Origin of the sequence: Pantoea sp. BS_8 (assembly GCF_041954965.1) — a bacterium.
In the GTDB taxonomy this organism is placed as follows: Bacteria; Pseudomonadota; Gammaproteobacteria; order Enterobacterales; family Enterobacteriaceae; genus Pantoea; species Pantoea stewartii.
Genome location: NZ_JAVAXU010000001.1, coordinates 162,330 through 180,558 on the forward strand (window position 1 = coordinate 162,330; position 18,229 = coordinate 180,558).

18 protein-coding genes and 3 tRNA genes are annotated in these 18,229 nt (G+C 53.7%); 9 read left to right on the top strand and 12 right to left on the bottom strand.

All coding sequences use genetic code 11. From position 1 onward, the window contains the following. Window positions 1-41 precede the first annotated feature (41 nt). The 5 genes from sufC to RAC65_RS00755 are packed head-to-tail and all read left to right on the top strand — an operon-like array spanning window position 42 to window position 4,719. The gene (sufC, locus tag RAC65_RS00735) at window positions 42-788 is read left to right on the top strand and encodes a Fe-S cluster assembly ATPase SufC (RefSeq protein WP_006118973.1); all 747 of its coding nucleotides are present in this window, start codon (window positions 42-44) and stop codon (window positions 786-788) included. Further along, the gene (gene sufD, locus RAC65_RS00740) at window positions 763-2,040 is read left to right on the top strand and encodes a Fe-S cluster assembly protein SufD (protein WP_058701731.1); all 1,278 of its coding nucleotides are present in this window, start codon (window positions 763-765) and stop codon (window positions 2,038-2,040) included. Before sufC ends, sufD begins: the two co-directional genes overlap by 26 nt. After that, the gene (sufS, locus tag RAC65_RS00745; RefSeq protein WP_058701739.1) at window positions 2,040-3,263 is read left to right on the top strand and encodes a cysteine desulfurase SufS; all 1,224 of its coding nucleotides are present in this window, start codon (window positions 2,040-2,042) and stop codon (window positions 3,261-3,263) included. The genes sufD and sufS overlap by 1 nt, the downstream gene beginning before the upstream one ends. 21 nt (window positions 3,264-3,284) lie before the next feature. Then, window positions 3,285-3,701: a cysteine desulfuration protein SufE gene (gene sufE, locus RAC65_RS00750; RefSeq protein ID WP_006118976.1), complete on the top strand. Its 417-nt coding sequence runs from the start codon at window positions 3,285-3,287 to the stop codon at window positions 3,699-3,701. A 55-nt stretch (window positions 3,702-3,756) separates the two neighbouring features. After that, window positions 3,757-4,719 carry a L,D-transpeptidase family protein gene (locus RAC65_RS00755; RefSeq protein ID WP_039340609.1) on the top strand — a complete coding sequence of 321 codons (963 nt, stop codon included), beginning with the start codon at window positions 3,757-3,759 and terminating at the stop codon, window positions 4,717-4,719. Window positions 4,720-4,963: 244 nt separating this feature from the next. On the opposite strand, the gene RAC65_RS00760 is transcribed toward RAC65_RS00755, so the two are convergent. The 6 genes from RAC65_RS00760 to RAC65_RS00785 all read right to left on the bottom strand — a co-directional run bounded on the left by RAC65_RS00760 (window position 4,964) and on the right by RAC65_RS00785 (window position 9,033). Continuing rightward, the gene (locus RAC65_RS00760; protein ID WP_006118977.1) at window positions 4,964-5,200 is read right to left on the bottom strand and encodes a major outer membrane lipoprotein; all 237 of its coding nucleotides are present in this window, start codon (window positions 5,198-5,200) and stop codon (window positions 4,964-4,966) included. Between the two features lie 306 nt (window positions 5,201-5,506). Continuing rightward, window positions 5,507-6,919, bottom strand: coding sequence for a pyruvate kinase PykF (pykF, locus tag RAC65_RS00765; RefSeq protein ID WP_033741152.1), 1,413 nt, complete (start codon window positions 6,917-6,919; stop codon window positions 5,507-5,509). 344 nt (window positions 6,920-7,263) lie between these two features. Further along, window positions 7,264-7,340, bottom strand: a tRNA-Val gene (locus RAC65_RS00770). 10 nt (window positions 7,341-7,350) lie between these two features. Then, window positions 7,351-7,427, bottom strand: a tRNA-Val gene (locus RAC65_RS00775). A 3-nt stretch (window positions 7,428-7,430) separates the two neighbouring features. Next, a tRNA-Val gene (locus RAC65_RS00780) sits at window positions 7,431-7,507 on the bottom strand. Window positions 7,508-7,659: 152 nt separating this feature from the next. Further along, entirely contained in the window at window positions 7,660-9,033 is a 1,374-nt protein-coding gene (locus RAC65_RS00785) for an MATE family efflux transporter (protein WP_058701732.1), read from the bottom strand. 193 nt (window positions 9,034-9,226) lie between these two features. Here RAC65_RS00785 and RAC65_RS00790 point away from each other — a divergent pair, with 193 nt between their 5' ends. Further along, window positions 9,227-9,895: a riboflavin synthase subunit alpha gene (locus tag RAC65_RS00790; protein ID WP_375096239.1), complete on the top strand. Its 669-nt coding sequence runs from the start codon at window positions 9,227-9,229 to the stop codon at window positions 9,893-9,895. A gap of 187 nt (window positions 9,896-10,082) precedes the next feature. On the opposite strand, the gene cfa is transcribed toward RAC65_RS00790, so the two are convergent. Beyond that, window positions 10,083-11,231: a cyclopropane fatty acyl phospholipid synthase gene (gene cfa, locus RAC65_RS00795; RefSeq protein ID WP_033741158.1), complete on the bottom strand. Its 1,149-nt coding sequence runs from the start codon at window positions 11,229-11,231 to the stop codon at window positions 10,083-10,085. A gap of 284 nt (window positions 11,232-11,515) precedes the next feature. Continuing rightward, window positions 11,516-12,718, bottom strand: coding sequence for a purine nucleoside transporter PunC (gene punC / locus RAC65_RS00800; RefSeq protein WP_375096240.1), 1,203 nt, complete (start codon window positions 12,716-12,718; stop codon window positions 11,516-11,518). 108 nt (window positions 12,719-12,826) lie between these two features. Between punC and punR the strand changes: the two genes are divergently transcribed. Next, on the top strand, window positions 12,827-13,732 hold the full coding sequence (gene punR / locus RAC65_RS00805) for a DNA-binding transcriptional activator PunR (RefSeq protein ID WP_375096241.1): 906 nt from the start codon (window positions 12,827-12,829) through the stop codon (window positions 13,730-13,732). Here punR and purR read toward each other — a convergent pair. Next, window positions 13,729-14,754, bottom strand: a complete 1,026-nt coding sequence (gene purR, locus RAC65_RS00810; protein WP_006118983.1) for an HTH-type transcriptional repressor PurR — start codon at window positions 14,752-14,754, stop codon at window positions 13,729-13,731. The genes punR and purR overlap by 4 nt on opposite strands. A gap of 282 nt (window positions 14,755-15,036) precedes the next feature. Here purR and RAC65_RS00815 point away from each other — a divergent pair, with 282 nt between their 5' ends. Beyond that, window positions 15,037-15,126: a YnhF family membrane protein gene (locus RAC65_RS00815; protein ID WP_100208612.1), complete on the top strand. Its 90-nt coding sequence runs from the start codon at window positions 15,037-15,039 to the stop codon at window positions 15,124-15,126. A gap of 330 nt (window positions 15,127-15,456) precedes the next feature. On the opposite strand, the gene RAC65_RS00820 is transcribed toward RAC65_RS00815, so the two are convergent. After that, window positions 15,457-16,275 carry a C40 family peptidase gene (locus tag RAC65_RS00820; RefSeq protein ID WP_164481865.1) on the bottom strand — a complete coding sequence of 273 codons (819 nt, stop codon included), beginning with the start codon at window positions 16,273-16,275 and terminating at the stop codon, window positions 15,457-15,459. 364 nt (window positions 16,276-16,639) lie between these two features. On the opposite strand from RAC65_RS00820, the gene RAC65_RS00825 reads away from it, so the two are divergent. Continuing rightward, complete coding sequence (locus RAC65_RS00825) at window positions 16,640-16,975, top strand: Grx4 family monothiol glutaredoxin (protein WP_170317969.1); 336 nt, start codon at window positions 16,640-16,642, stop codon at window positions 16,973-16,975. Between the two features lie 38 nt (window positions 16,976-17,013). On the opposite strand, the gene rnt is transcribed toward RAC65_RS00825, so the two are convergent. Together rnt and gloA are read right to left on the bottom strand one after the other, a co-directional pair. Continuing rightward, window positions 17,014-17,685 carry a ribonuclease T gene (rnt, locus tag RAC65_RS00830; RefSeq protein WP_375096242.1) on the bottom strand — a complete coding sequence of 224 codons (672 nt, stop codon included), beginning with the start codon at window positions 17,683-17,685 and terminating at the stop codon, window positions 17,014-17,016. Between the two features lie 122 nt (window positions 17,686-17,807). After that, window positions 17,808-18,215, bottom strand: a complete 408-nt coding sequence (gloA, locus tag RAC65_RS00835; protein ID WP_033741163.1) for a lactoylglutathione lyase — start codon at window positions 18,213-18,215, stop codon at window positions 17,808-17,810. Window positions 18,216-18,229: the final 14 nt, after the last annotated feature.

Sequence of the window (18,229 nt, forward strand, 5' to 3'; positions counted from 1 at the left end):
GCCGTCACACGCGTTGCCGGAAGCAATGTGAAGGAATAAGTATGTTAAGTATTAAAGATTTACAGGTTAGCGTTGAAGACAAAGCGATCTTACGTGGTCTGAACCTTGAGATTAAACCAGGCGAAGTTCATGCCATCATGGGACCGAATGGTTCAGGTAAAAGTACGCTGTCTGCGACCTTAGCTGGCCGTGAAGACTATGAAATCACCGGCGGTTCAGTGACTTTTAAAGGCAAAGACCTGCTGGAGCTGGAGCCGGAAGAGCGCGCGGGTGAAGGGATCTTCATGGCGTTCCAGTATCCGGTTGAAATTCCTGGCGTCAGCAACCAGTTTTTCCTGCAGACCTCTGTGAACGCAGTGCGCAAATACCGTCAGCAGGATGAGCTCGATCGTTTTGATTTCCAGGATTTCATCGAAGAGAAAATTAATCTGCTCAAGATGCCTGAAGATCTGCTGACCCGTTCTGTCAACGTCGGTTTCTCCGGCGGTGAGAAGAAGCGTAACGATATTCTGCAGATGGCCGCGCTTGAGCCCGATCTGTGCATTCTGGACGAAACGGACTCCGGTCTCGACATCGATGCCCTGAAAATCGTGGCTAACGGCGTAAACAGCCTGCGCGATGAGAAGCGTGCGTTCATCATCGTCACGCACTATCAGCGTATCCTGGACTATATCAAACCTGACTTTGTGCATGTGCTGTATCAGGGCAAAATCGTGAAATCTGGCGACTTCTCGCTGGTGAAACAGTTGGAGGAGCAGGGTTATGGCTGGCTTACCGACGAAGAGTGATACTGCGCTGCAACAGTGGCACCACCTGTTTGAATCGCGCGGTGAACTGCGCTCCATGCAGGCACAGCAGCACTGGCAGCAGTTAATGCGTCTGGGCTTGCCCACGCGCAAGCATGAAAACTGGAAATACACGCCGCTGGATGGCCTGCTGGCACAGCACTTTGTGTTGCCTGAGTCTCAGGACGTCAGTGCTTCACAGGTTGAAGCGCTGGCTCTGCCGCTGGATGCCATTCGTCTGGTGTTTGTCGACGGCAAATTCCAGTCTGCGCTGAGTGCGACCGGGACTGATTTTTTCGAGATTCAGCACAGCGTTGCCGCTGAGCGTCGCGATCTGCCTGCGCCCGTTCAGCCAGAAGTCTTTCTGCATCTGACGGAAAGCCTGGCTGAAGAAGTGACCCATATTCGTCTGCCGCGCGGTAAGGCGGCTTCACGTCCGCTTTACCTGCTGCACATCACCAGCGGCAAAGATGATGGCATGAATACCGTTCATTACCGTCATCATCTGCAACTGGAAGAGAGTGCAGAAGCGGAAGTCATCGAGCACTATGTCACGCTGAACGACAGCGCGCACTTCACCGGCGGTCGCTTTACCTTTGCTGTCGCTGATAATGCTACGCTCAGGCACACCAAGCTGGCCTTTGAAAGCACTAAAAGTTATCACTTTGCCCATAATGACATCGTGATTAACCGTGATGCGCAGGTGACCAGCACCAGCTTCTTACTGGGTGCGGGTTTAAGCCGTCATAACACCAGTACGCAGCTCAACGGCGAAAACACCCAGCTGTCTTTGAACAGTCTGGTGCTGCCCGTGAATCAGGAAGTGGCGGATACCCGCACCTATCTTGAGCACAACAAAGGCCACTGCCTGAGCCGTCAGATGCACAAAACCATCGTGCGTGACAAAGGGCGTGCGGTCTTTAACGGCCATATCAAAGTGGCGCAGCATGCGTTAAAGACAGATGGTCAGATGACCAACAACAATTTGCTGTTAGGTCGCCTGGCCGAAGTGGATACCAAGCCGCAGCTGGAAATTTATGCCGATGACGTTAAATGCAGCCACGGTGCGACTGTAGGCCGTATTGATGACGAGCAGATGTTCTACCTGCGTTCGCGCGGTATTGAGCAGGACGCCGCGCAGACCATGATCATTCACGCCTTTGCGGCTGAGTTAACCGAAACGCTGGAGAACCCCGTTCTTCGCCAGGCGGTGCTCCAGCGCATTGCTCAGCGTTTTCCTGGAGACAACTCATGATGAACTTCGATCTCGAGCGTATCAGAGCGGATTTTCCGGTTCTGAAGCGTGAGGTCAACGGTCATCCGCTGGCTTACCTTGACAGCGCGGCCAGCGCACAGCGTCCTTTGTCGGTCATCAATGCCGAAAGCCATTTCTACCAGCACGGCTATGCCGCCGTGCACCGCGGTATTCACACGCTCAGCCAGCAGGCAACCAGCGATATGGAAAACGTTCGCGAACAGGCGGCACGTTTTCTGAATGCGGCTTCTGCGGAAGAAATCGTTTTTGTTAAAGGTACGACGGAAGGCATCAACCTGGTTGCCAACAGTTGGGCGGGCAGTCAACTGCAACCCGGTGATAACCTGATTATCACGCAGATGGAGCACCATGCGAATATCGTGCCCTGGCAGATGGTGGCTGAACGCTGTGGTGCGGAAATTCGGGTACTGCCCCTGACCGACAACGGTGAGCTGGCGCTGGATCAACTGGCGGGGCTGATTGACAGCCGCACGCGCCTGCTGGCGGTCACCCATGTGTCCAATGTGCTTGGTACGGTGAATCCGGTCAAAGCCATCGTCGCGCAGGCCAGGGCAGCAGGTGTGGTTACCCTGATCGACGGGGCGCAGGCCGTGATGCACAGCGCCGTCGATGTACAGGATATCGACTGCGACTTCTATGTGTTCTCCGGCCATAAGCTCTATGGCCCAACGGGCATTGGCGTGCTGTATGGCCGCAAGGCGCTGCTGGACATCATGCCACCCTGGGAAGGGGGCGGATCGATGATTGGTGAAGTCCTGCTGCCCACCGGCACCACCTGGAATACGGCACCGTGGCGTTTTGAAGCCGGAACGCCGAATACCGGTGGCATCATTGGTCTGGGCGCCGCACTGGAGTATGTTGAGGCGCTGGGACTGGATACGATTCATCAGCGGGAAACAATCCTGATGAATTATGCGCTTGATAAGCTCGCCTCCGTGCCGGATATCCAGATCTACGGTTCGCAGCAGCGTACCGGTGTGATTGCCTTTAACCTGGGCAAACATCACGCCTTTGATGTCGGCAGCTTCCTTGATCAGTACGGTATCGCGATTCGTACCGGCCACCATTGCGCTATGCCGCTGCTGCGCCATTATCAGGTCCCCGCGATGTGTCGCGCTTCTTTCACGTTCTACAACAGTGAAGACGAAGTGGATCGGCTGGCGGCAGGTCTGACGCGTATTCATCGCCTGCTGGGCGGCTGAACAACGTAAACGGAGTGATTCATGGCCACGTTGCCAGAAAAAGAGAAACTGGTGCGCAACTTTAATCGTTGCGCTAACTGGGAAGAGAAGTATCTGTACATCATTGAATTAGGTGCCAAACTCCCGGAATCGTCTGAAACACTGCACCAGCCTGAAAATGCCATTACCGGCTGTCAGAGTCAGGTGTGGATCAAGATGACCCCGCAGGCAGACGGTACGATCGCCTTTGAAGGTGACAGTGATGCAGCTATCGTTAAAGGACTGATTGCTATCGTATTTAGCCTTTATCAGAACCTGCAACCCGCTGAAATCGTGGCACTGGATGTTCGCCACTGGTTCAGCGAACTGGCCCTCGTTCAGCACCTCACGCCGACGCGCTCGCAGGGGCTGGAGGCGATGATTAAGTCAATTCGCCATACCGCTCAGAACCTCAGCTAAGATACACTCCAAAGACGCCATCCGGCGTCTTTTTACTGTCTGATGAGAACATCGCATGAAACCTGCTTTTTATATAGCCGGTGCATTGCTGCTGACCTGTTTTGGGCTCTCTGCACCCGGTTTTGCTACCGAATATCCCTTGCCGCCGCCTGGCAGCCGCCTGACAGGTGAAAATCTTGTTACCCAGGTGCCAGATAATAAACGCCCGCTGGAAGATATCGCTGCGCGTTATCAGGTTGGCCTGCTGGGCATGCTGGAAGCGAACCCAGGCACCGATCCGTGGTTGCCCAGGCCGGGTACGCAGCTGACCATTCCGCTACAGATGATTCTGCCGGATACGCCACGCGAAGGCATTGTGGTAAACCTGGCGGAACTGCGGTTGTACTATTACCCAAAAGGTGAAAACAAGGTCATCGTGTATCCGATTGGTATCGGTCAGATGGGGATCATGACGCCCGTGATGGTGACCAGCATCAGCCAGAAAATCCCTAATCCCACCTGGACGCCTACCGCGAATATTCGTAAGCGCTACGCGAAAGAGGGCATTACCCTGCCTGCAGTGGTGCCCGCAGGCCCGGATAACCCTATGGGGCTGCATGCGTTGCGTATGGCGCGGGGAACCGGGCAATATCTTATCCATGGTACTAATGCCAATTTTGGTATCGGCATGCGCGTGAGTTCGGGTTGTATTCGCCTGCGCACGGACGATATCGAAGCGCTGTTTAATGCGGTGCCGGTGGGAACGCGCGTGCAGGTGATTAACCAACCGGTGAAATATACCGTTGAGCCCGATGGCAAACGTTACGTTGAAGTCCATCAGCCCTTGTCGCGCAGCGAGAAAGACGATCCGCAAACCGCGCCTCTGGCCTTAAGTGCGGGCTTCAGGACGTTTATGAAGAGCGAGAAAAGTGACCAGGCCTTGATTAACGCTACGCTGACGCGCCGTTCGGGCATGCCGGTGCTGGTCAGTGCCGGTGAGCCGGTGCGGGATGAGGCAAGCGTCCTGTCGGCACACTAATTAATGCGGGACAGGGCGCGAGTCCTGTCAGTGTACTAACCGAAGCAGATTGAGGCGACAGGCCTGTCTGGACATAACCGATGCGGAATGGGGCTATCGGACAGTCGCGACAGTAAACGAGGCAGGACAGGGCAAACGTGCTGTCGACGAACGACGCGGCATCAGTGAAAGAGAAGGCGTTAGTTGCGGATCAGCAGACAAAAAAAATGGTGCCACAAGGGCACCATTTTTAAAACCAGAACTCTTACTTACGGTAAGAGTGAGCCTGGTTGTCCAGACGCTGGTTAGCGCGAGCTGCGTCATCTTTAGCAGCCTGAACGTCAGAACGCACTGCGTTCACGTCGTTGCTCAGCTGGTCAACTTTAGCGTTCAGAGTCTGAACGTCTGAAGACAGCTGGTCGATTTTAGCGTTGCTTGAGCAACCAGCCAGCAGAGTTGAACCCAGGATTACCGCGCCCAGTACCAGTTTAGTACGATTCATTATTTATACCCTCTAGATTGAGTTAATCTCCATGTAGCGTTACAAGTATTACACAAAGCTTTTTAACTTGAGAATAATTTTTTGATAAGAACATGCTTAAACATGATCGTTCGCTCAAAGAAACAGCGGATCAAAGAAGAAGATAAAAAAATTTAGCTAAAACAGAGAGATTTAATCGGATTAACCTTAATTTCAGGGGCGTTTTTATTGTTGTTTTGGGCTGGCGTTTTCAGGAATCTGTATTACAAAGCCCATAAAAAAAGCGCCTTTTAAGGCGCTTTCGATAATAAAGCCATAAACCCCGTATTACAGCACGTGTACCGATGCGGTATTCGTGGTTCCACTTGGCACCAGCGCGCCAGAAACCAGCACAACAACATCGCCTTTTTGAGCAAAACCGCTTTCCAGCGCCGCTTCTTTACCCAGACGATAGAAATCGTCGGTTGAGGCAATTTCGCTGACCATACGCGTCTCAATACCTTTGCTCAGAATCAACTGACGCGCTGTGGTGGCATTGGTGGTTAAGGCCAGGATGGTGGCGTTAGGGAAGTACTTACGCACGGCCTTCGCTGATTTACCGCCTTCTGTTGCGACAACGATAAGTGGCGCTTCCAGCTTCTCGGCGGTTTCAACGGCACCACGGCACACCGCTTCGGTGATACGCAGTTTGCGGTTGTCATTCTGCTCATCAATGCGCGGCTTCATCACGCGGTCGGTACGCTCACAGATGGTCGCCATGATGGTGACCGACTCCAGCGGATAACGGCCTTTCGCACTTTCGCCCGACAGCATGACGGCGTCCGTCCCGTCCAGGATGGCGTTCGCTACGTCGCCGGCTTCTGCGCGAGTAGGGCGTGGATTCTTGATCATGGAATCCAGCATCTGGGTGGCGGTGATAACAACCTTACGCGCCTTATTACATTTTTTGATCATCATCTTCTGCGCGAAGATCACTTCTTCAACCGGGATTTCAACGCCCAAATCGCCACGGGCGACCATGATGCCGTCAGACGCATCCAGGATCTCGTCGAAGTTGTTCAGGCCTTCCTGGTTTTCAATTTTAGAGATGATCTGAATATTTTCGCCGCCGTGCTGCTTCAGGTGCTCACGGATTTCCAGCACGTCAGAGCGCTTACGGATAAAGGACGCGGCAACGAAATCAACGCCTTGTTCACAACCAAAAATCAGGTCGCGTTTGTCTTTCTCGGCCAGCGCAGGCAACTGGATAGAAACGCCTGGCAGGTTAACACCTTTATTCTCACCTAAATCACCGTTGTTCAGGACTTCACAGATGACGCTGTTTTCGGTGACTTCAGTCACTTTCATGCCGATCAGACCATCGTCAACCAGAACGGTATTGCCGATTTTCAAATCGTTGGCAAAGCCAGAATACGTCACCGCAACACGTTCGCTGTTGCCAATCACGCTCTGGTCAGTGGTAAAAGTAAAGGTCTGGCCAGCTTTCAGTGACACATCATTGCCACCTTCCAGCTTCATGGTGCGGATTTCCGGACCTTTGGTATCCAGCAGAATAGCGGCAGGAATGCCAGTTTTTTGGGTGACAGCACGCATATTGGTGATGCGCTGACCGTGTTCTGCATAGTCGCCGTGCGAGAAGTTCAGACGCATCACGTTCATGCCTGCTTCAAGCAGCTGGGTCAACATCTCTTCGGATTCGGTTTTTGGGCCGATAGTACAAACGATCTTAGTCTTTTTCATGACGGGTTATCTGTAAGTTGTGATGGATGATAAATAGGGTTTCGATGCCAGCGCACCGAAATGAAAACGCTGGTTGAAAGAGAAAAGGGTGATACAGGATAAGAATAGGTGACGAAGGCCAGGCGTGCAGAGAAGTTGCGTGGTTAGTTGGCTTAACCACCGGGACGTTGTTGCGCAAACAATCTTAATTATCGTCATAAGCACGTAGTCGCTGAAACCTTTCAAGTAAACAACGCGGCCAGTATAATCACTAAGTATGCGAAAACCAATCGAAAAACAGTACGTAAAGGCAATGTAAATCAAGAAATGGTTTGTTGCGCAAGTGAAGAAAGGAAGTAAAAGAGTGGTGCGCTCTAATGGACTCGAACCATCGACCCCCACCATGTCAAGGTGGTGCTCTAACCAACTGAGCTAAGAGCGCAAAGTAAATTTGGTGCGTCCGAGTGGACTCGAACCACCGACCCCCACCATGTCAAGGTGGTGCTCTAACCAACTGAGCTACGGACGCACTTGGTGCGCTCTAATGGACTCGAACCATCGACCCCCACCATGTCAAGGTGGTGCTCTAACCAACTGAGCTAAGAGCGCAACATGCTGTCAGGGCGACAGCGGGGACGAATATTAACGACAGCGCAGAAGGCTGGCAAGGAGAAAAACGCAAAATTGCAAATGAATGAACATCATCTGTGCGAAGCGTCGTTTTTTTGAACGTAACGGGCCTGTTACGGCCCGTTCTGCTTTTAACGCGATGCGCGCGAAAGGATTAACGCGGCCGGGAGTTGCTGCAAACGCCGAACCCGCCACAGCATCATGACGGCGGCTGAGGTCAGGCCGACAATAAACCCACACCAGAATCCTGCCGGGCCCATGCGCGGCACCACCCAGTCGGTCAACGCCAGGATATACCCTGAAGGCAGCCCCAGTAGCCAGTAGGCGATAAAGGTTATAAAGAAAATAGACCTTGTGTCTTTGTAACCGCGCAGGATACCGCTGCCAATCACCTGAATGGAATCCGAAATCTGGTAAATAGCGGCCAGCATCATCAGTTGAGCAGCCAGCGTCACTACGGCGGGGTTATCGTTATAGAGCTGCGCAATGTGATGGCGGAAGGTCACCGTAAAGATCGCCGTAAGCACGGCCATACTCACGCCCACACCCTGCGCGGTCCAGGCGGACACGCGCGCCTGTTCGGTTGATCCCTGACCCAGACGATAGCCCACGCGAATGGTTGTCGCGACGCCCAGTGACAGCGGCAGCACGAACATCAGTGAGCTGAAGTTCAGGGCAATCTGGTGACCGGCCACATTCACAATGCCCAGCGGGGAGACTAACAGCGCCACCACGGCAAACAGAGTCACTTCAAAAAACAGCGCCAGGGCGACAGGCAGGCCCAGACCGGCCAGACGTTTCAGAATGGCGGGCGAGGGCGATGACCAGCGCTGTTCAGGCCGGATATCCTGCATGCTGCGCATGCGCCGCACCCAAAAGCGCATACAGATAAACATCGCCCAGTAAACGGAGGCGGTGGCGACGCCACAGCCCACACCGCCCAACGCGGGCATACCAAAATGCCCATAGATAAAGACATAGTTGAGCGGAATGTTGAGCATCAATCCCAGAAAGCCCAGCACCATGCCGGGCTTGGTTTTAGACAGCCCTTCACACTGGTTACGCATCACCTGAAAAAACAGGTAACCCGGCGCGCCAAACAGCAGGGCATGCAGATAACCTTCCGCTTTTTCAGCCAGCAGCGGATCGATATCGTGCATCGAGCGAATAAAATAGCCCGCGTTCCAGAGGACCAGCATGATGAGCAATGAGAGAAAAAACGCCAGCCAAAACCCCTGACGACTCTGTTCAGCAATGCGCTCGCGGCGACCTGAACCATTAAGTTGCGCAATGGTCGGCGTCAATGCCAGTAAAACACCATGACCAAACAGGATGGCGGGAAGCCAAATGGACGTGCCAACAGCGACGGCGGCCATATCCGTGGCGCTGACGGCGCCGGCCATAATGGTATCTACAAATCCCATCGCGGTTTGCGCCACCTGAGCCAGGATAACGGGAATCGCGAGGGCCAGCAATTGACGCGCTTCTGTTAAATACTTCTGCACGTAAACACCTGACTTGTGTGATTAATAAGGAAATGAGGACGACTTCAGGCGAAGTCGGCACTAGTGTAACTGCCGCAGCCGATTTCTCCAATCTTTGTCACGCTTTGCGGTTGCGCATCTCTCAGCACGTTGAAATCTAAAAGTTAAGCGCGCCTGTGATAAACTGGAGGCAAACGTCACAGAGGCAAAGATTATGTTTACCGGTATTGTGCAGGGCACCGCAGAAATCGTGTCCATTGAAGATAAAGGTTTATTCCGTACTCATGTTGTCCGGCTTCCCGCTGAACTGGTGCCAGGCCTGGCACTTGGCGCATCCGTGGCCCATAACGGCTGTTGCCTGACCGTTACCGAGATTAACGGTGATTTGGTGAGTTTTGACCTGATCAAAGAAACCTTACGCGTGACCAATCTGGGCGACTTGCGCCAGGGCGACGTGGTGAATATTGAACGCGCGGCCAAATTCAGTGATGAGATTGGCGGACACCTGATGTCGGGCCATATCATGACCACGGCAGAAATTTGCAAAATTATCCGCTCTGAAAACAATCGCGAAGTGTGGTTCAGGATTCAGGATTCTCTGCAGATGAAATACATCCTGCACAAAGGATTTGTCGGCATCGATGGCATCAGTCTGACCGTGGGTGATGTGACAAAAACGAAGTTCTGCGTCCATTTGATTCCTGAAACGCTGGAGCGCACCACCCTGGGAGCCAAAACCTTTGGCGATCGGGTCAACATTGAAATCGATCCCCATACACAGGCCATTGTGGATACGGTAGAGCGCGTGCTGGCGCAGCGTGAAGCCGCTGCCGTGAAGGCGCTTGCGGAGCAGGCCGATCATCCGGAAGCCGATCACGAATAAGGCCCGCCAGGCAACAATCTTGTTGTCATCCGCATGCGGGTATTGCAAAAAAAGCAGCCCTGTTATCAGGGCTGCTTTTTTATCGGGAAACCGCTGACGCGCCGTCGCGTTTCGTCGCCCCGGCATCTCAGCCAACCGACCTGAGCCGGTTCGGGCAATGCGCGGCGCTAAACCGCAGCGCGTCCTGTTACCGTGCTACGCGCAATCCTCCCTCTATGCCTCGGCTAAACACCACCTGCCATAGCTGGATCTCGCGGGCGCGAAACGCACCCGCGCAGGCATTCAGATAGTACGTGAACATGCGGCGGAAGCGTTCGTCATAGCGCCCGGCAAGCTGCGGCCAGGCATGTAAGAAGCGTTCGTGCCAGGCCATCAATGTCGTGTCATAGTCCGCGCCAAAGTTATGCCAGTCTTCCATAATAAAATGGGGTTCGCTGACGTCAGCGATATGGCGCAAAGAGGGCAGGCAGCCGTTCGGAAAGATATATTTGCCAATCCAGGGATCGACATGCATATCCGTTTTGATCGCGCCTATTGTGTGAAGCAGGAAAATCCCGTCAGGCTTCAGGTTGCGATCGACCGTAGCAAAATAGGTGGGGTAATTTTTAGGCCCGACATGTTCAAACATGCCCACCGACACAATGCGGTCAAACTGCTGATCGAGATCGCGGTAGTCCTGCAACAGGATTTGGACATCCAGCCCCTCACAGCGCTGTTGAGCCAGTTTTTGTTGCTCTGCCGAGATGGTTACGCCCTGAACGCTCACGCCATAATTTCTGGCGGCAAAGGCCGCCAGGCCGCCCCAGCCGCAGCCGATATCCAGCAGGCGCATTCCCGGTTTGAGTTGCAGCTTGCGGCAAATCATATCGAGTTTGGCTTCCTGCGCCGCCTCAAGCGTGGTGGCGTCTTTCCAGTACGCGCAGGAATACTGCATGTAAGGATCCAGCATCAGGCTGAAGAGATCGTTGCCTAAATCGTAGTGGGCTTTACCCACCTGCCAGGCCCGCTTTTTGGATTGCAGGTTCACCAGACGCGCCAGCGCAATACGCAGGATGTCCTGAATATGATGCGGCAGTTGCTCGTCGAGTTTATGCTTCAGCGCCCGATGAAAAAACATATCCAGCCGCTCGCATTCCCACCAGCCATCCATATAACTCTCGCCCAGGCCCAGGGATCCTTTCTGCAGAACGCGTTTGAAAAAATCGGGGTGTTTGACCTGAATATCCCAGGGCCGCGAACCGTTAATTTCAATATCGGCTTTTTGCAGTAACTCCTGAACGATGCGATACCAATGGTTACGTTCGATGCCTACTTCTTCTACACATGATGAACTCATAGCCACTCCATCACCAGAACCGTCAGAACCTGAGAAAAAGCAGGAGCTGTTTCTCAGGATTATGAGAAAAGTCACAGATGACGCCTTGCGCCAGACAACAAAAAGGGTACAGAGAAGAGAAAACGTCGGTATCCATGCAGCGTTGCTCACACAGATGCCGTCACAGCCTGAAGGCTGTGTGAAACATTTTTATTATGATGACAGTGCGAGTGGGTCTGGCAGAGGAGGCACACTGGCAGACCCTGATTCAGTCAGTGAAAACGGGTAACACGCAAATCGTTGCCTCAGTGATTATCCTGGCAGGGATGTGCAGATGAGGCAATATCAGTTTGTGCGCCGGCGCGGCGCTGTAGCTGATAGCCCATCAATGCCAGACCAATCGTCACCATCATAATTAGCGTGGTCGTAAACAGAGCCTGGATCAAGCCTGCGGACACCGCAAGGCTGGCGGCAAAACAGAGTCCGAGCTGAAGCGTGTTCTGCAATGCCGCCGCTTTCCCGGTGGCATTTGGGAAGGGCAGCAGCGCACTGGACACCACAATCGGATAAATCGCGCCATTTGCCAGCGCCATGCCGCAGAACGGCACCAGTAACGCCGTGAGTGACGGGCTTCCCGAAAGCGCGACGGCAAACAGCGCCCCGACACTCAGGCTATAGACGCCGAGCAACCACGGCAGCAGTGTTGCGCCAGAAAACCGGTTGAGCAGCGCACGGCAGCCAAACCCGCCGATTAAAAAGGCGATGGTTTGGGGAATATAACTGAGCCCGATATCCGCAGGAGACAGACCAATATCAGCCAGAATAAACGGCGAACCCGTCAGCCATGCAAAAAAACTGGCCGAGCAGGCGGAATACATCAGTACGTTACCGCTGTAGGCACGTGCGCGCAGCAGCGTCAGAAACCCAGGCTGCGGAGCAGAGGAACGTTGATTTTTTTGCGGCGAAGGCAGGCGCAGCGTGACCAGGATGAGCGCCACAGCAATTCCCGTCAGCACCGCAAAAATGGCGCGCCAGTGAAAATGGCCAATCAGCCAGGCGCCCAGTAACGGCGCCAGGGCGGGAGACAGCGCGACGAGCGGCATAATGGTAGCAAAGACTTTATTGGCCTGTGACTGAGGATAGCGATCGACGACCAGCGCCTGCCAGCTGACGGCCGCCGCGCACACGCCGATAGCCTGTACAAAACGCAGTACCAGCATCAGGATCACATTATCTACCCACAACATACCCGCACAGCCCAGAGCAAACAGGGCGAGGCCTGCCAGCAGCACCGGCTTACGCCCCAACCGATCAGATAAGGGGCCCCAGACCAGTTGCCCACAGGCAAAACCGGCCAGAAACAGGCTCATGCTGGCGCTGATCATCCCGGCTGACGTGCTAAAACTTTGCTGCATAGCGCCGAAGGCGGGCAGGTACATATCGGTTGCCAGAAAGCCCAGCATACTGAGCACGGCAAGATAGGGAATAAAGCCTTTTGAAGCGGTCATCGGGTTCTCATCAGTTGCAGAATAAACGCGGGGCAGTGTAAAAGCTGTACTTCACGCTGTGAAACGGTAAAATTTGCCTGTTGCTGTTAAAAATTTTGAAGGCAAATTATGTGGTCTGAATATGCGCTGGAAGTGGTGGATGCGGTCGCACGCGGTGGCAGCTTTAGCGCGGCCGCCCAGGAACTGCACCGTGTGCCTTCTGCCATCAGCTATACCGTTCGCCAGCTGGAAACCTGGCTGGCTGTGCCGCTGTTTGAACGCCAGCACCGGGAGGTGATTCTCACCCCGGCGGGCGAGCATTTTGTGCGGGAAGGGCGCAGCGTTATCAAAAAAATGGATGCCACACGACGTCAGTGTCAACAGCTCGCCAACGGCTGGCGCGGTCAGATTGGTATTGCCGTCGACTGCATCGTCAAACCGCAGCGGACCCGGCAGTTTGTCAGGGATTTTTACCGCCATTTTCCCGACATGGAGTTGCACATCAGCTATGAGGTCTTTAACGGCGTCTGGGATGCGCTGGCAGACGGGCGAGTGGATGTGGCGATAGGTGCGACACAGGCGATTCCGGTGGGGGGGCGTTTCGCCTTTCGCGATATGGGCACCCTGAACTGGCGTTGCGTGGTGGCGCATCAGCATCCTCTGACGCAGGTTGCTACGCTGGATGATGAGGCGTTGCGCAACTGGCCTTCTCTGGTGCTGGAAGATACGTCACGCGCGTTACCGCGTCGTATGACCTGGGCGCTGGATAACCAAAGCCGGCTGGTGGTCCCGGACTGGCAAACCGGTCTGGACTGCGTGCGCGCCGGCTTGTGTGTCGCGATGATACCCGGCCATTTAGCGCGGCCCTTACTGGACAGCGGCGAGATGGCAGAGCTGAACTTACCGCAGGCGTTTCCGGAAAGTCCCTGCTGCGTCAGCTGGGCGGAAGATCGCGCATCACCGGCGCTGGGGTGGTTACTCCAGTACCTGGGCGATGCGCAAACGCTAAATCAGGAGTGGTTGAGCGAGGATTAACGGCGGTAATCGCGATAAGGGCCATAGCCCACCGAGCGTCGCTCAATAAGCGTCGGGTGGACTTCAATTGTCTGCGACTCTTCCCGTTTACTGGTGATGCGATCTAACAACATCTCCAGCGCTTTCTCACCCAACTGGGCTTTAGGTTGATGCACCGTGGTCAGTGCCGGAGTGAAATAGCGCGCATTGCGCACATTGTCGTAACCAATGACGGAGATATCCTGCGGCACGCGCAGGCCCATTTCGTCGGCCGCGCAGATTGCGCCCATCGCCATGATGTCGCCCCCACAGAATACGGCGCTTGGGCGCTGCTTCTGTGACAGAATCTGCTGCATGGCCTGATAGCCAGATTCGGGTTCAAAGTCACCCTGCACAATCCATTCGGCACGTGGCTGAATACCCGCTTCTTCCAGCGCCTTGAGGAAACCGGCATGGCGACCGCCTCCCGTGTTACGCTCCATCTGGCCGGGAATGGCACCAATATCGCGATGACCACGCTCAATCAAATAACGTCCCGCCAGATAACCGCCCTGGAAAGCATTGTCCAGTACGGTATCGGTAAAGTCGGCACGGGATTCGCCCCAGTCCATCACCACCATCGGAATATTGCGGTTCGCTTCCAGCATTTGCAGCAGATCATCCGGATACTCTGAACACATCACCAGAAGCCCGTCAACGCGCTTTTGCGCCATCATTGACAGATAGGCGCGCTGTTTTTGCAGGTCATTATGTGCGTTGCCCAGAATCAGGGTATAGCCTTTATCGAAGCAGTGATTCTCAATGGCTTCGATAATTTCAGCAAAGTAGGGCGCTTCACTGGACGTGGCGAGCAGGCCCAGCGTTTTGGTGTGATTCACCTTCAGGCTACGCGCGACTGCGCTGGGAGAATAATGCAGTTCCCGAATCGCTTCCCACACCGCTTCGCAGGTATTTTCTGCGACAAAGCGCGTTTTATTGATGACGTGTGAGACGGTCGTGGTGGACACGCCCGCACGCTTCGCCACATCTTTAATTGTTGCCATGTAAATCGAACTCCCGGGCCTATCTAAATTATTGATAAGCATATTGTTAAACGTTTGCGTCAGCGGACGGTTATTTCTACGAAAAACATCGCTTTTCTGTCCGGTATTGAGTCATCAGGGCAGGAAATAACGTCTGAAAAGGGCGCGGACGCAACCGATATTGCGCGCTGTTGCGCAACAAAGGGGGGATTCTAACAAGGCTGTGCGGATAAAACGAGATTTTTACCCACGCGTATGTGAAAATGCTTTCACCTTAAAAACGTCAGGGTTAAAGGAGAGGGGATGAGTACCGATTTAAAACTGTCATTAATGACGACGGCAGCCGCACTGTTAATGATCATCGCGTTTAGCTTCACCGCTATTCTGCACTAGCCGCATTCGTTTGCAGCGACGCTATACTGGCTGACTGGCTGACTGGCTGACTGGCTGACTGGCTGACTGGCTGACTGGCTGACTGGCTGACTGGCTGACTGGCTGACTGGCTGACTCGCTGACTCGCTGACTGGCTGACTCGCTGACTCGCTGACTCGCTGACTCGCTGGCTGCGCGTCCAGCCTTGCTGGTGATACGTCCTGTCTGTCAGACCTTATCATCGGCAGGTGCGGCATTTTCGCCTGGAACATCCGGCTGCACAATCGGGGTGAGGTGGGCAATAAAAAAGCCGGGAAGTTGCCTTTCCCGGCTTTTTTGTATGAAGGACGTTTAGCGAACGGTCTTTGGCGTCATAACGCGACGCGCACCAATATAATGGCGCTGCCAGTAATCTTCGCTCAACGCACTGATTTGAATATCTTTACCGGTACGCGGTGACTGAATGAATTTACCGTTGCCCAGGTAAACCCCGACATGATCTGCGGTTCCACGCCCGTTGATGCGGAAGAAAACCAGATCGCCTTTTTCAAGGGATTCGCGGTTGACCGGTGCTGCATCCCGCAGATGGTACATTTCGTTAGCGGTACGGGGGATCTTAAACTTCACGACGTCTTTGTAGGCGTACCATACGAGGCCACTGCAATCAAAACCCGTATGGGGCGATTTGCCTCCCCACTGATAACGCTTGCCAAGTTGCCCCATCAGTTTTGCCATCGCCGTTTCACGCGCTTTCTGGTAACGCTGGCGATGCGCTTTACTCATTTTAATGGTGCCGGTTTCGGTATTGTCTGCCGTTAACGCCTTCGCAGCACGTTGATGACCATACCGTTTTTTGCTGGCGGCATTGGCGGCGACTTTTTTGCTCAGCGTCTTGTGCGAGGCAGTCGTTTTAGCGAGCGTTTTGTGCGTGGTGGTGTGAGAGGTCGTTTTGCTGGTTTTCGTGGTCTTACTGACTTTCTGAACAGCGGAGGTGCGACTTTTTTTAGATGAGGCTTTAACCGCGCGTCGTTTGCGCCGATCATCGTCGCGCGCACTTTTTTTCTCTACCTTATGCAAGCTGGCCTTAACCGTCGCATGCGGGGAGGCAGCAGCGATGTTAAAGAAGAGTTGCGCAAAAGCCAGAATAAGAAGCGTAATGATTGAACGCATAGTCCGTTTACTGGTTAAGCTGTCAGATCAAACAGGTCTCTGACAAAGTTAAGAAAAATCTGATCACCGATCAGCGCCGAAGTCATTCTAGTCCAGTTTTTTTTAAAAGAGTAAGTCCTTTTTTTATTAATTGATGGCCTGGATAAAAATCAGGCATAAATCAGGAATTTCAGTCTCTTATAACAGCAAATTCATTGCAAATTATGAATACATTCATAGTCTTTGTCACAGTTTCCTGCGAATGCCTGACCAGCCTACTTAGCAAACATGGCGATTTAACGTCGGACGAGCCAAAATCTCGTTTTCAGTCCTGGCGTGAAGTCGCTACAATAAAGAAACACGAAGTGACGAATTAAGGAAGGCAATAATGAGTACTGTAGAAAAAATTCAGCGCCAGATCGCAGAAAACCCGATCCTGCTGTACATGAAAGGTTCGCCGAAACTGCCAAGCTGCGGTTTCTCTGCGCAGGCGGTCCAGGCGTTGTCTGCCTGTGGTGAGCGCTTTGCTTACGTGGATATTCTGCAGAACCCGGATATTCGCGCAGAGCTGCCAAAATACGCCAACTGGCCCACGTTCCCGCAGTTATGGGTTGATGGCGAACTGGTCGGCGGCTGCGACATTATTGTTGAAATGTTCCAGCGCGGCGAGTTGCAGCCGTTAATCAAAGAAACCGCTGAGAAGTTTAAAGAAGCGGAATAACTGAAAAAGGCCGACCTCGTCGGCCTTTTTTACGCGCGTTACTCGGTTGTTTCTCCACCCGTCGCCGACGCTTCCGTTACAGCTAACGGCCAGCCTCCCAGCCGTTTCCAGCGGTTAACCAGCTCGCAAAATAAGGTCGCCGTTTGCTGTGTATCATAGAGCGCGGAGTGCGCCTGACTGCTGTCGAACGTCATTCCTGCGGCTTTGCAGGCTTTCGCCAACACGGTCTGGCCCAGCACCAGTCCGCTCAGCGCGGCCGTGTCGAAGGTCGCAAAGGGATGAAAGGGATTGCGTTTCAGGCCCGCACGTTCCGCCGCCGCATTCATAAAGTTCAGATCAAACGTGGCGTTGTGAGCGACCATGATGGCGCGGTTGCATCCGGTCTCTTTGATGCCTTTGCGCACCATTTTAAAAATGGCATGCAGGGCCTCATATTCGCTGACTGCGCCGCGCAAAGGATTCGTGGGATCGATGCCCGTAAACGCCAGCGCTTCAGGGTGCAGGAGCGAACCGACAAAGGGTTCCACATGAAAATGCAGCGTCTCGTCGTGATGAAGCCAACCCTCATCATCCATTTTCAGGGTGATGGCAGCAACTTCCAGCAGCGCATCGGTTTGCGCATTAAAGCCCGCCGTTTCAACATCGATCACGACAGGATAAAAACCACGAAAGCGTTGATTGAGTGCGTTGGGGGAAGACGATTCAGACATCAGGATCTCATTGCAGAAAAAGGGCAGCGCGTAGTATGCCAAAAAAGCGCACTCTCTGCAGCAGATGTGGGCGAGGGAAGTAAGAATCAGCCTGCAGGAGGCAGGCTGATAGGCGGTAACGGTTAGTTACCGAGGCCGTGACCGGCATGTTTGTTTTCGATCAGCTCGATCTTATAACCGTCAGGATCTTCAACGAAGGCGATGATGGTGGAGCCGCCTTTCACCGGGCCCGCTTCACGGGTCACGTTGCCGCCGTCGTTACGGATACGTTCACAGGTTGCCGCGACATCATCAACGCCCAGCGCAATGTGGCCATAAGCATTCCCCAGGTCGTAGCTGTCTACGCCCCAGTTATAGGTCAGTTCAATCACCGCGCCTTCGCTCTCTTCGGTGTAGCCGACGAACGCAAGCGTATATTTATATTCAGCATTTTCGCTTTGACGCAGCAGACGCATGCCCAGCACACGGGTGTAAAAATCGATTGAGCGTTGTAAATCGCCAACGCGCAGCATGGTATGAAGTAAACGCATAGTTTCCTCTTTAA

What these genes read in the sequence shown, in the direction of transcription:
- RAC65_RS00755 (WP_039340609.1), top strand. Translation starts at nt 3,757, where the DNA reads ATGAAACCTGCTTTTTATATAGCCGGTGCATTGCTGCTGACCTGTTTT.
- purR (WP_006118983.1), bottom strand. Translation starts at nt 14,754, where the DNA reads ATGGCAACAATTAAAGATGTGGCGAAGCGTGCGGGCGTGTCCACCACG.
- RAC65_RS00790 (WP_375096239.1), top strand. Translation starts at nt 9,227, where the DNA reads ATGTTTACCGGTATTGTGCAGGGCACCGCAGAAATCGTGTCCATTGAA.
- sufC (WP_006118973.1), top strand. Translation starts at nt 42, where the DNA reads ATGTTAAGTATTAAAGATTTACAGGTTAGCGTTGAAGACAAAGCGATC.
- sufD (WP_058701731.1), top strand. Translation starts at nt 763, where the DNA reads ATGGCTGGCTTACCGACGAAGAGTGATACTGCGCTGCAACAGTGGCAC.
- punC (WP_375096240.1), bottom strand. Translation starts at nt 12,718, where the DNA reads ATGACCGCTTCAAAAGGCTTTATTCCCTATCTTGCCGTGCTCAGTATG.
- sufS (WP_058701739.1), top strand. Translation starts at nt 2,040, where the DNA reads ATGAACTTCGATCTCGAGCGTATCAGAGCGGATTTTCCGGTTCTGAAG.
- sufE (WP_006118976.1), top strand. Translation starts at nt 3,285, where the DNA reads ATGGCCACGTTGCCAGAAAAAGAGAAACTGGTGCGCAACTTTAATCGT.
- RAC65_RS00760 (WP_006118977.1), bottom strand. Translation starts at nt 5,200, where the DNA reads ATGAATCGTACTAAACTGGTACTGGGCGCGGTAATCCTGGGTTCAACT.
- cfa (WP_033741158.1), bottom strand. Translation starts at nt 11,231, where the DNA reads ATGAGTTCATCATGTGTAGAAGAAGTAGGCATCGAACGTAACCATTGG.
- RAC65_RS00815 (WP_100208612.1), top strand. Translation starts at nt 15,037, where the DNA reads ATGAGTACCGATTTAAAACTGTCATTAATGACGACGGCAGCCGCACTG.
- rnt (WP_375096242.1), bottom strand. Translation starts at nt 17,685, where the DNA reads ATGTCTGAATCGTCTTCCCCCAACGCACTCAATCAACGCTTTCGTGGT.
- gloA (WP_033741163.1), bottom strand. Translation starts at nt 18,215, where the DNA reads ATGCGTTTACTTCATACCATGCTGCGCGTTGGCGATTTACAACGCTCA.
- pykF (WP_033741152.1), bottom strand. Translation starts at nt 6,919, where the DNA reads ATGAAAAAGACTAAGATCGTTTGTACTATCGGCCCAAAAACCGAATCC.
- punR (WP_375096241.1), top strand. Translation starts at nt 12,827, where the DNA reads ATGTGGTCTGAATATGCGCTGGAAGTGGTGGATGCGGTCGCACGCGGT.
- RAC65_RS00820 (WP_164481865.1), bottom strand. Translation starts at nt 16,275, where the DNA reads ATGCGTTCAATCATTACGCTTCTTATTCTGGCTTTTGCGCAACTCTTC.